The sequence below is a fragment of the Enterococcus sp. AZ035 genome (assembly GCF_050548325.1).
GTDB lineage: Bacteria > Bacillota > Bacilli > Lactobacillales > Enterococcaceae > Enterococcus > Enterococcus faecalis.
Genome location: NZ_CP172958.1, coordinates 2178269 through 2190172 on the forward strand (window position 1 = coordinate 2178269; position 11904 = coordinate 2190172).

Below are 11904 nucleotides of genomic sequence, written 5' to 3' on the forward strand. Positions count from 1 at the left end.
AAGCAATTTTCGGAAATTTCTTCTTATTTCTCGGAGCTAAACGGTTCTGTCCCGACCTCCTTTAACTAATTAAACAATTATTTACTTAATTAGCTATTTTTTCGTCCGAAGAAGAATGAAACCACAGCAACTAAAATTACTGCCCCAATAATTGATGGCACAATTGCCATACCTGCTACGTGAGGACCCCAGCTACCTAAGATTTTTTCTCCGATAAATGAACCAACTAAACCGGCAACGATATTCGCAATCCAACCCATTGATTGACCTTTGCTTGTAAGTGCGCCAGCGATAGCACCGATAACAGCACCAACGATTAAAACCCATAAAGTATGCATAAAATAATTCCTCCTAAATGCTTTATCTAGCGAATAATTCGCTATGTTACTATTATGGACTACTTTTATTAGATAACAAAATAGTTTGCTTGTTTCCATGAAAAAAAAAGCAATAATTTCTGATAATTTCATTAAAAAAACTCAGAACAGGAGACCGAAGTGCACTGTTCTGAGCTTTTATTTAAGAAATTGTTGGTCGTTTTACTCGTTCATGTGCGACATCCGCTGCTTGAATCTCTTTATTATTAAAAGGTGTTAAGCGGAATGCCAATTGGAATTCTTCAAACGTAGTTCGGTATTTTTCTAATTGCCACTGGCCACAAGAGTAGCTACCTAGGGCGTTTTGTTTGTAATCGATATTTAAAACAACATACTCACTTTCTTGTAATTCATTGGTATGCTTAGCAACATCTAGCGCTTGTTCTTCAAAATAAGAAACACTAAAATTATATGAATCAGCCGCTGTTGCTACTACCCCTTGGCCGCGATCATCCGTGAATGCGGACCATTTAGTCGCCATGTGGTTACCATTGGCTTGTGGAACAACATAATTAGTGAACATTTCCGCCACTGTAGCATCATAAACGCCAAGTAAACCAGCTTCTTGTGAATCTACATAGTTTTCTCTCGGCCCTTTACCGAAATATTTTACTTCTGATAGAGACTTGTCTAAATGGAGAGTCACACCCAAACGTGGTAACATATCTGGCGCATTTTCAATTTTACCAGCAGGACTACCTTTTAAGTCGAAGAAAATTTCGCCATTTGGTGCAATTAAATACTGATAGGTACATTGATAATGCCAAGCACTGTTAGTCGTTCCGTTAATTGTTTTTACGATGACTTGGATAAAATCATCAACTTTTTTCCACTCAAAAGAACGGACAATTTCATGCTCTAAATGTAAGAAATATTTCTTCTTCATTTCATCAATAATTTCCATATCATTACTGATCGGTGCCCGCCAAAATGTAAATTTCGGCCCTCTATGCAATAATTTTTTACCATCTCGTGTCACATTCGTTAAGGCGCCCTTCACTTTATCAAAATTAATTGAAAAGTTTGGTCCTTCAATGTATAAATGAGGGCCAATTTCCTTTGCCATCATCGTGCCAACTGGTGTGATCTCAATCCCTGGTGTTGCAATTGGCAATTCAAACTGTGCGGTAGCTAATTCATGACCAGCAGATGCATAGGCAGTCGTTTCTTTCAATTGATATGAAAGAGTTAAATAATAGGCGGCTCCTGCCTTTTTAGGAAAATCTAAATGATAAGGTAAGTGCAGTCTTCCTTCTGCTCTAGCAGCAATTGCTGGCACTGCTACTGTCCCTGATTGAATCACTGTTTGATCTTCAGTAATTGTATAAACCAGCTTAAAGATAGCCAAGTTTTCAAAGTCAAACCGACTCAATAATGAGAATTCACCTGACAGAACGTCAATAGCGCTAGTTGTAATGGGTTCAATGACTTTTTTGTATTCATACAAGCTAGGAGATGGCGTACGGTCAGGCATCAACATCCCATCAATACAAAAATCTTTGTTACTTGGATCATCGCCGAAATCGCCGCCATAACGATAATAAACTTCACCGTTATCTGTTACCGATTCAATGCCATGGTCAAACCATTCCCAAATAAAGCCACCTTGTAATTTATCATGAGCATAAAATAGCTCTTGGTATTCTTTTAAATTCCCAGGGCCATTCCCCATCGCATGACAATATTCACATAAAATATGCGGTTTTTTTGAATTTTCAATAATCGTATTCATCAGTAATTCTCTAGTTGGGTGTTCCAACCACGTATACATTGTAGAATAGACATCCGTGACCTCTGCCTCAAAATCACCTTCATAATGAACCAAACGTGTTGGATCCATTTCTTTGGCAATACAGGCCATTTCAATAAAGTTATGACCAAACGCAGATTCATTTCCTAACGACCAAAAGAGAATTGATGGATGGTTTTTATCCCGTTGAATCATCCGTACCATCCGAGAAACATAAGCCGTTTCCCATTCTGGATCGTTGCTAATCCAATCATATTCTCCGGTTAATTCAAAGCCGTGACATTCCAAATCAGTTTCATCAATCACATACATTCCATATTCATCGCATAAATCATAGAAATAAGCAGATGCTGGATAATGACTGGTTCGAATGGCATTAATATTAAATTGTTTCATTAAACGAATATCTTTTTCAATTTCTTCACGACTAACCACTCGACCATTTTTCGGATTATAATCATGACGATTCATTCCTTTTAGTTTAATGGCCACACCATTGACTAAGAAAGTCTCACCAGATACATGAATATTTCTGAAACCAACTTTTTGCGGAATAACTTCGACGACTTCCCCTTCACAAAAAACAGTGATAAATAGTTGATACAAGTATGGTTTTTCAGCTGACCAAGCAGTGACAGACGGTAAACTTGCTGAAAATTCAACTGTACCTTGATTTCCTGCGACAGTCTCTTTAAGAACCGTTTTTCCCTGCTGATCCATCAACTCCAATTGAACTTGTTGTCCTTTGTCTTGCCAAAATTTACCCGTAATTGCCAAGTGGCCATTTTGATACGAATCATCTAAATCGGAAATAATAAAGAAATCTTCCAGCCCATTTTCTGGTACACCGAGTAATTCAACATCACGAAAAATACCACTTAACCACCACATATCTTGATCCTCTAAATACGTACCATCTGACCATTGATAGACTCGCACCGTTAAATCATTTGTTTCACCAATTTTAGCGTAAGGCGTAATGTCAAATTCTGCTTCATTTCGTGCACCTTTACTGTAGCCAACTTCATGGCCGTTCACCCAAACATGATAAGCTGAATCTACGCCACAAAAACGTAAAATGATTTTTTTATCGTGAAATGTTTCATCTATAGCAAATGTCCGTTTGTAAATACCTGTTGGGTTTTCCGTTGGTACATACGGCGGATTAATGGGAAAATTGTACCATAAATCAGAGTAATGCATTTTGCCATATCCTTGGACTTGCCAATTTCCAGGAACAGTGATTTGATCCATTTGGCTTGTATCAAAGTCCGTCGCAAAAAAGTTTTCTGGGCTGTATTCTGGCGCTTCTAAAAAGAGAAAATGCCAGCGTCCGTTTAAATTTTTGTATGCTTGTGTATATTTATTTTCATTTAATAACGCTGTTTCTTTCGAAGGAAAGCTCGAAAAATGTGCTCGTCCAGGCAACCGATTAATACTATCTACTTTATAATTTTCCCAAGTCTTCATAATCCATTTCTCCTTTACCAACTTCATTTTTTTCTTTTGTTTCATATCGTTTCCAACAAATCCAAGCAAAGCCCATAAAGACAATTAACCCAATGATGTTATACGCCAACATGCCCAGTGGACTAGCGGTTCCTTTCGGTAACGTGCCATTGATTTCTTCCATGATTAATTTTGGATCCGGCACAGTTGACATAAAGAATACAAAGATAAAAATGGCTAATAAGAAAATTCCCGCAATTAAGCCAAAGGTTCGATTACCAAAGCGGAAACTTCTCGGCATTGTTTCTTTTTTCCAACGAAGCCCAATATAGGCGATTAACAAGAACAAGACAGGCACTAATGACGTAGAAGCTGTCATATTAATTAACGTTTCTAAAAAGCTATCCATATTTCCAATTCCTAATGCTGGAATGGCAACTAAAATCGTCACAATAATTCCTTGAACTAACAAAGCATTGGTTGGATTTCCCTCTTCGTTCGTTTTCACTAGCCACTTACCGAAGACCCCATCAGGAATTTCTGAGAAAAATACTTTAACTGGTGCTGCCGTCCACAGAGCCAAAGAACCAAGACTTCCGACAAATAAGATAATTCCTACTAAGCGCACCATCATTGCTGCGGGAATATGGAAATACGTACCTAAAATTTTAAAGATATCGAAAATACCATTTGAAAAGTTTCCTTTTAAGACATCCGTTGGCACTACCAAACCTACAGCAACGGCACCAAGAATATACATGATACCGACCGCAATCGTTGCACCAATCATCGTGCGGACAAACGTTTTATTGCCGCCTTTAACATCCTTAATATATACACCGATACTTTCACCACCACCAACAGCTTGTAAAATCCACGCCATCGTCATGAAAAAAGTCCAATTAAAAGTTGGCATAATTGACGTCGTGGTAAACTCTTGTGCTGGTTCATTGCCAAAACCAAACACGACGACAAAGGCTAAAACCACAAAAGCTACGCCCATAAATAAACGAGCACCACCCGCTAAGCTAGTCACTTTCGAAATCCACGAAACCCCTTTAATACAAACCCATGTCATTAACCAAAATAACAGGATGGAAATCACTGCAATTATTTTAGTACTATGGTTTCCTTGAAAAACGTTTTGACCTAAAAAAGCGTATGAACCATAAATCAATGTATTCGGTAGTAATGAACAGAAGAAAAACAAGTTGACAAAGAAATACGACCAAGCGCCTAAAAATGCCCATTTAGGTCCTAGCACAGATTCCAACCAACTGTGAACACCTGATTCATTTTCAGAATTAGCAGAAGCAAATTCTGCAATCATTAGAATAAATGGTAAAAAGTAAAAAATAGAGCCGAATAAATAGCCTGGAATAGTTGCTAGGCCAATCTGAATACTGTTGTTAACAATGCTGGGAAAGGCAAAAACCGCTGAAAAAGTCATGAGCATCAATGCGACAGAACCTAATCGTTCCCGTGAATGTGTTGCCATTTTACTACATCCTCTCTTTATCAAATTAATTAGTACTCATACATTGTAAAACGCTTACAGTTTTTTAAAAATAAAAAATGTTGCCTATTTCTTGTAAAGATGTTGACTTTTAGAAAGCCTTTACATACTCTTATAAAGAGGTGATAGCATGCAAAATGTTTTTACAAATAATGTCAGCATCCTGATTAATGATCAACCTATTAGCCAAGAATTTCATCTTTATGAAGCTGGCTATGAAAAATGCCGTCCGACAAAACCAACTGAGTTTGCACCCATTAATTATTGGGTTTTGCATTATTGTAGCGATGGTGAAGGCTATTTTTCAACACCCTTTATGGAAAAACAACACATTACCGCTGGCGATTTGTTTATGATTCCAGCCAATTGTCGCAATATTTATTATCCTAATCGGCAAAATCCTTGGACCTATCATTGGGTCGGTTTTGTTGGAGATCTTTCGTCTCAGTATTTAGAAAAAATAGGCCTGACTACCGAAAATTGTATTTTAAAAGGAACTGTTGATAAGAAATTAGAAAGTTTATTTAAAAATATTTACCAAGAAGCGAAGAAACATAATCATTTTGGCAGTTTAAGTGAAAGCTTTCAATTGTTGAATTATCTAGAGCATCATTCCGTTACACAGCACGAAAATCAAAGCCAACAATTATTTAACCAAATTAAAATGGCTATTCACGAAAATTTTTCAAACAATCTTTCAATTAGTCAATTAGCTTCTGAGTATAACATTGATCGTAGCTATTTATTTAAGCTATTTCAGCGTTATGAACAAACAAATCCTAGTATTTATGTACAAAACTTAAAATTGCAAAAAGCCTGTTCTCTGTTAAGGAAAAGTTCCTTAACCATCACGGAAATCAGTTTTGAAGCAGGTTTTTCTTCACCTTCTTATTTTTCAAAATTTTTCTTCCAGAAAAAAGAGATGACACCTCGACAATATCGTCAACAGTTTTTGACTTAAAATAAATTGTCATTATTCTTAAATCTGTATTTTTATCCTTTTAAAAGATTGACGAAGTTTTCGCTATGCAGCATACTTGTCAATCTTTTATATAATGACTAATTTACTCGAAACTACCATTAAGCGAATACAGTACTTCTTTAACCAACACCTTTGAAATATTTTGACACTAATGTAATAGTCTCTACGGATCGTATTTTTGATAGATTAATAGTTTAAAATTTATATTTTTTATCACCTAGTATATATTCTTAAGCTTTTCTTAATATTTAATTGTTACAAAAATATTTCAAAAATGTTACAATAGGTAACGAAAGGAATGATTAAAATGAAAAAAATGTTTTTAGGACTCTTTTGTTTTGTTTCGATTACCACACTATCAGTTTCTAATGTATGGGCAGAAGATTCGGCTAATGAAGCTTCTGTGGAAAAGTCAACAGTTACTTCTTTAACTCAAGAAACTTCAGCAACAACAATTAATGCTTCAACTGATTCAACAGCACTTACAGCTGAAAGCGAGGAACTTCCATCGCTTCGTCAAACACTTCTTAATTACGTAGGTATGTATGGTTTAACAGAAACCTTGATAAATCGTTTATCTGATGACGAACTGGACTACGCAAAAAAAGTTTCGTTTCATTTTGTAAACCAAGACATCAGTGGAACAGCGAGAATGATTACTAAATTATATGGTGAGAAACCTATCCCGGAGGACTCCTACTCTACAGATTACTCAACATTAACGATTGATGACTTAAAAAATTATTTACCTCAAATTCGACTTTCGTTAATTTATGTATATGATTTAAATAGTGATGTTGTAAATAATTTAAGCGATCAAACACTCGTCGATTTAATTAATCAAGTCAAGGTAGACTACGCTAACCAAAATTACCCATCTGATGTCCGTGGTGATTATGGTTTAGCAGCAATGGCAGATAAAATAAAAGCAAACGATTATACGTCAATTAATCAAAGTGCTGAAAGTGTTTCTTCGGATACTACTAATACAGAATCTACATTACAAACAACTACGAGCAGTTCGAAGAAAGCTACTACATCAAGTTCAACCGAGCACAAAAAGGGGATATTTCCCAGTACTGGCGAAAAAAAATCAGTTTTATTTACTATCATTGGAATCATCTTACTATCTTTAGTTAGTATATTCATTATAAAAAATAAAAAGAAATAGACCTACTATTCAGTCACTATTTAAATAATTTGCTTTTTATCAAATAATATTGGTAACGAGAATTTATAGAAAATTATCAAATCCAGAGGTTAAGATCCTCTGGATTTTCTCTTTAGCTAGGAATGCTTATCTTTATTAAACGAAAAGATTATTTTGACAATCAATTCACTAACTTTACCACCATTTAAAAGCTTAATAAAAAAGAACCCTTGCAACACAAGGGTTCTCGAACATTCAAAAGTTGAATGAATTATTTTACTGTTACTGAAGCGCCAACTTCTTCTAAAGCAGCTTTTAAAGCTTCTGCTTCTTCTTTAGAAACAGCTTCTTTAACTGGTGCAGGAGCGCCATCAACTACAGCTTTAGCTTCTTTCAAGCCTAAGCCAGTTGCTTCACGAACTGCTTTGATAACTTTAACTTTTTGATCGCCAGCTGCTGTTAATTCAACAGTGAATTCAGTTTGTTCTTCTGCTGCTCCACCTGCTGCTGGTCCAGCTACTGCTACAGGAGCTGCTGCTGATACGTCAAATTTTTCTTCGATAGCTTTAACTAATTCGCTTAGTTCTAAGATAGTTGCTGTTTCTAACTCAGCAACGATGTTTTCAATGTTTAATGCCATTTTGAATTTCCTCCATTTAAATTAAAATTGTTTGTTTTTTATTGGTTTGAATTAGACTGCAATTAAGCAACTTCTTCGTTTTTCTCTGCCACTGCTTTGACAGCGTAAGCCACGTTGCGGACTGGCGCTTGTAATACAGATAATAGCATAGATAGTAAACCTTCGCGGTTTGGTAGTTTTGCCAACGCAGTAATTTGTTCCACTGAAGAAACTTTTCCTTCGATGACGCCACCTTTGATTTCTAATGCTTTTGCATCTTTAGCAAATTCGTCGATGATTTTAGCTGGTGCTACTACATCGTCGTTGCTGAATGCGACAGCAGTTGGGCCTGTAAAGACTTCGTCTAAGCCGTCTAAACCAACTTTTTTAGCTGCACGAGAAAGGATTGAGTTTTTGATGACTTTCATTTCTACGCCTGCATCACGTAATTGTTTACGTAAGTTAGTGACTTCTTCAACTGTTAAACCACGGTAGTCCACGATTACAACTGATGCTGCTGATTCAAATTTCTCAGCGGCTGCTTGAACTAGGGTTTCTTTTTTAGCGATTGCTGCTTCACTCATTTATTTCACCTCCTGATTTTGATGGTGGAGTTGGACTTGGTTTACGTTATGTAAAGTAGAAGAATCAAATGAAACTTCGCTCACTTCGTTCGCCAAGTATTGTTTTACATCGGCTTTTTTTCAAAAAGTCGTGTAAAACAACAAAACTCCATGCCACCGTAGACATAGAGGGACCGAATTGTATATAACTCAACAATTGTCCTCGGTAGGAAATTAAGACTTGCGTCACCTACTGTCTTCGGTACAGTTAATTATTAACCTCACTCACTTTACCATAGGGTAAGTGAGTGAGTCAAGAATTTTTTAATTATTTTCTTTCAAATTAGAAAGAAGCTTGGTCAACGTGGATTCCAGGTCCAAATGTTGTTGTTACTGAAATGTTTTTGATGTATTGACCTTTAGCAGTTGATGGTTTAGCTTTCAATAATACGTCGTTAATTGTGTTGAAGTTTTCAACCAATTTTTCGTTATCAAATGAAACTTTACCGATTGGTACGTGGATGTTACCAGCTTTGTCAACGCGGTAAGTTACTTTACCAGCTTTAACTTCTTCAACAGCTTTTGTAACGTCCATTGTTACAGTACCCGTTTTAGGGTTTGGCATTAAACCTTTTGGTCCTAAGACACGGCCTAATTTACCAACTGTAGCCATCATGTCAGGAGTCGCAACAACTACGTCAAAGTCGAACCATCCACCTTGGATTTTTGCAACCATGTCGTCGTCGCCTACGAAATCTGCACCAGCAGCTTCAGCTTCTTTAGCTTTTTCGCCTTTAGCGAATACTAAAACAGTTTGTGTTTTACCAGTTCCGTTTGGAAGCACAACTGCTCCACGGATTTGTTGGTCTGCTTTTTTAGGGTCAACGTTCAATTTGTAAGCAACTTCAACTGTTGCGTCAAATTTCGCGATGTTTGTATCTTTTGCTAAAGCTACTGCTTCTTCAACTGAGTAAGCTTTTGTAGCATCAACTTTTTTCAATGCTTCTTGCATTTTTTTGCTCTTTTTAGCCATTTTGTTTCCTCCTTGATTGTGGTTATAACGGTTGTACCTCCCACGTCTTTCATATCTTTAAATATGAAACGAACTGAGAAGCTACTTCTTTGAGTAAGTGTGGAATAAAAATTATTCTACGATGATACCCATGCTTCGTGCAGTTCCTGCAACCATGCGCATTGCTGCTTCAACGTCAGCGGCGTTTAGGTCTGCCATTTTAAGTTCAGCGATTTCTTTCACTTGATCGCTTGAAACTGTTGCAACTTTAGTTTTGTTTGGTTCACCTGAACCTTTTTCGATTTTTGCAGCTTTTTTCAATAAGACTGCAGCAGGTGGTGTTTTAGTAATGAATGTAAATGAACGATCTTCATATACAGAGATTACTACTGGAATAATCAAGCCTGCTTGGTCAGCTGTACGAGCATTGAATTCTTTAGTGAATCCCATGATGTTGATACCTGCTTGACCTAACGCTGGACCTACTGGTGGAGCTGGTGTTGCTTTCCCCGCAGGAATTTGTAATTTAACGATTTTTTCTACTTTTTTAGCCACGAAAATACCTCCTTAAGTTCTCGTGCGTGGTTAATGGGGTTGAGATTTCCCCTCCCACTCAACGTACATTTAAAACATACCCTATTACTATACAGGATTCCCTTTACTTTTTCAAGATGTTTTTATAATTTCAAGACAATTTTTTTATCCGTTATTTTCTTCATGAAATGCGCATCATGCTCAATCACTAGCATTGCAGGCTTCACAGATAAGATTAGCGCTTCTAATTGTTGATGATTAAACACATCCAAGTAATTAAGGGGTTCATCCCAAATATAAAGTTCAGCTGATTGAGACAATGATTTGGCTACTTCGACTTTTTTCCGTTGCCCCATACTCATTTGTTCAATTCGATTAGTGAAAACGGCGCGCTCCATCCCAAGTTTTCGTAAGTTATTTAAAAATTGGGTGTAATCTAACTGATTTTTCTCTGCAAATCCGGATAAAGTTCCTTGATTGTCTTCATAATCTTGGCGCACATAAGAAATGGTTAATTGGTGAGCCAAAGTGGCTTCTCCTTCTGAATCTCCAGAAAAATCCCCCAACAAATACTGAATCAAGCTCGATTTTCCTGAGCCATTTTTTCCTGTTATTCCGACAATTTCTCCCGCGTTTATTGAAAAAGAAATTGGCGTAAATAGCCAATTTTTCTCGTAGCCTAGACGAAGCTCTTCCACCGTCAATAATGTTTTGTGATGCGTTGGCTGATAATCCATTGACAAAGGATCAATATACTCAAGATCTTTTAATAGTTTTTCTTTTTCTGCTAATTGTGTTTCGGCACGTTGTTGAATGTGTTTCGAGCGCTTCATTACGCGCGCTGCCCGGGCACCAATGGCTCCTGTATCAAAAATCGCCCCGCTTCCTTTTTCTTTAGCATTGCCGTACTTATCACCTTCACGGTTCATCGACCATTCCGCTTTTTTACGAGCGGTTTCTTTCAAGCGATTGACTTCTTTTTTGATTTTTTCATTTTCTGCTAGTTCAAAAGCATCTCTTAATTTTTTTTGCTCTTCATAAATAGAAAAATTCCCTTGATACAGCGTCAATTGACTTTTTTCAATCGCCAAAATATGATCAACCACTTCATCAACAAATGCCCGATCGTGGCTGACTAAAATAAATCCATGTTTCTTTTTCTTCAAATATTCAGCCACTTGTTGTCTGCCAGCTAGATCTAAATGATTTGTTGGCTCGTCAATTAAAGGAAAGGCATTTTCTTCAATAAAAAGAAGACCTAATAAAACTTTCGTCTTTTCGCCGCCTGATAAAGAAGAAAAGGGCCGCCATAAAACTTCAGGATCAACGTTTAAAAGCGTTAATTCTCGTTCTAATTCCCACTGTTCAAAAGAAGTCACCTCTTGTAAGACATAATAAGTGAGCTGTTGTTCTTCTGCAACTGTTTGTGGAAAATAGACGAAATCGACTTGATGAAGAATCTCTCCTTGGTAATCCAACTGCTTTTGTAACAATCTTAATAAGGTTGTTTTCCCACGGCCATTGCGGCCAATCAATCCTAATTTCCAATTGGTATCCATCGTGATATTTGCCTGATCAAAAAGCAATACTTCTTGATTATCATAGGCAAAAGATAGTTGTTTTAGTTCAATTTTCGACATAAATATACCTCCATAAAGCAAAATTGATGCAGCTTTACGGAAATCAGCGGCATCAATCCAAGGTATACAAAAAGACCCGTGGCTGAATTCTTTAAGCTAATTTCCGAAAATCCGCACACTCCACCCGTTATAATCAGGCAAAGTTATACAGTTTCTCTAAAAAATTAACTTAAATTTTCAACGCACGAATCCCTCTTTTCGTCTTTTATTATCTAGAATTTAGCATCTCTTCACTGATTTGTCAACGAAGGCCCCTTGCTTTCATTCTGATAAAAATTTAAATTATTCGCTAAAACACAAGCGATTGCCTAG

Annotated in this window: 10 protein-coding genes and 1 other annotated feature; of the genes, 2 read left to right on the plus strand and 8 right to left on the minus strand. The window is 36.7% G+C overall.

Annotated elements, in window-relative coordinates; all coding sequences use genetic code 11:
- Window positions 1-89 precede the first annotated feature (89 nt).
- The 3 genes from IGL32_RS10360 to IGL32_RS10370 all read right to left on the minus strand — a co-directional run bounded on the left by IGL32_RS10360 (window position 90) and on the right by IGL32_RS10370 (window position 5074).
- Entirely contained in the window at window positions 90-338 is a 249-nt protein-coding gene (locus tag IGL32_RS10360; protein ID WP_002356434.1) for a GlsB/YeaQ/YmgE family stress response membrane protein, read from the minus strand.
- 181 nt (window positions 339-519) lie between these two features.
- Window positions 520-3642 carry a beta-galactosidase subunit alpha gene (ebgA, locus tag IGL32_RS10365; RefSeq protein ID WP_029655894.1) on the minus strand — a complete coding sequence of 1041 codons (3123 nt, stop codon included), beginning with the start codon at window positions 3640-3642 and terminating at the stop codon, window positions 520-522.
- Window positions 3575-5074, minus strand: a complete 1500-nt coding sequence (locus IGL32_RS10370) for an amino acid permease (RefSeq protein ID WP_002359464.1) — start codon at window positions 5072-5074, stop codon at window positions 3575-3577. Before IGL32_RS10370 ends, ebgA begins: the two co-directional genes overlap by 68 nt.
- Window positions 5075-5222: 148 nt before the next feature.
- On the opposite strand from IGL32_RS10370, the gene IGL32_RS10375 reads away from it, so the two are divergent.
- On the plus strand, window positions 5223-6053 hold the full coding sequence (locus IGL32_RS10375) for an AraC family transcriptional regulator (RefSeq protein WP_002356429.1): 831 nt from the start codon (window positions 5223-5225) through the stop codon (window positions 6051-6053).
- A gap of 319 nt (window positions 6054-6372) precedes the next feature.
- Window positions 6373-7245, plus strand: coding sequence for an LPXTG cell wall anchor domain-containing protein (locus tag IGL32_RS10380; protein ID WP_002379759.1), 873 nt, complete (start codon window positions 6373-6375; stop codon window positions 7243-7245).
- 250 nt (window positions 7246-7495) lie between these two features.
- On the opposite strand, the gene rplL is transcribed toward IGL32_RS10380, so the two are convergent.
- The 5 genes from rplL to lsa(A) all read right to left on the minus strand — a co-directional run bounded on the left by rplL (window position 7496) and on the right by lsa(A) (window position 11592).
- Window positions 7496-7864: a 50S ribosomal protein L7/L12 gene (gene rplL / locus IGL32_RS10385; RefSeq protein WP_002356427.1), complete on the minus strand. Its 369-nt coding sequence runs from the start codon at window positions 7862-7864 to the stop codon at window positions 7496-7498.
- Window positions 7865-7926: 62 nt separating this feature from the next.
- Complete coding sequence (gene rplJ, locus IGL32_RS10390) at window positions 7927-8427, minus strand: 50S ribosomal protein L10 (RefSeq protein ID WP_002356426.1); 501 nt, start codon at window positions 8425-8427, stop codon at window positions 7927-7929.
- Window positions 8428-8557: 130 nt separating this feature from the next.
- Window positions 8558-8687, minus strand: a sequence feature (ribosomal protein L10 leader region).
- A gap of 62 nt (window positions 8688-8749) precedes the next feature.
- Window positions 8750-9439, minus strand: coding sequence for a 50S ribosomal protein L1 (gene rplA, locus IGL32_RS10395; RefSeq protein WP_002356425.1), 690 nt, complete (start codon window positions 9437-9439; stop codon window positions 8750-8752).
- A gap of 111 nt (window positions 9440-9550) precedes the next feature.
- Complete coding sequence (rplK, locus tag IGL32_RS10400) at window positions 9551-9973, minus strand: 50S ribosomal protein L11 (RefSeq protein ID WP_002356424.1); 423 nt, start codon at window positions 9971-9973, stop codon at window positions 9551-9553.
- Between the two features lie 122 nt (window positions 9974-10095).
- Window positions 10096-11592, minus strand: a complete 1497-nt coding sequence (gene lsa(A) / locus IGL32_RS10405; RefSeq protein WP_002379761.1) for an ABC-F type ribosomal protection protein Lsa(A) — start codon at window positions 11590-11592, stop codon at window positions 10096-10098.
- Between the last annotated feature and the right edge of the window lie 312 nt (window positions 11593-11904).

Coding starts and splice junctions, on each gene's coding strand:
- IGL32_RS10370 (WP_002359464.1), bottom strand. CDS start 5,074: ATGGCAACACATTCACGGGAACGATTAGGTTCTGTCGCATTGATGCTC.
- IGL32_RS10360 (WP_002356434.1), bottom strand. CDS start 338: ATGCATACTTTATGGGTTTTAATCGTTGGTGCTGTTATCGGTGCTATC.
- ebgA (WP_029655894.1), bottom strand. CDS start 3,642: ATGAAACAAAAGAAAAAAATGAAGTTGGTAAAGGAGAAATGGATTATG.
- IGL32_RS10380 (WP_002379759.1), top strand. CDS start 6,373: ATGATTAAAATGAAAAAAATGTTTTTAGGACTCTTTTGTTTTGTTTCG.
- rplA (WP_002356425.1), bottom strand. CDS start 9,439: ATGGCTAAAAAGAGCAAAAAAATGCAAGAAGCATTGAAAAAAGTTGAT.
- IGL32_RS10375 (WP_002356429.1), top strand. CDS start 5,223: ATGCAAAATGTTTTTACAAATAATGTCAGCATCCTGATTAATGATCAA.
- rplL (WP_002356427.1), bottom strand. CDS start 7,864: ATGGCATTAAACATTGAAAACATCGTTGCTGAGTTAGAAACAGCAACT.
- rplJ (WP_002356426.1), bottom strand. CDS start 8,427: ATGAGTGAAGCAGCAATCGCTAAAAAAGAAACCCTAGTTCAAGCAGCC.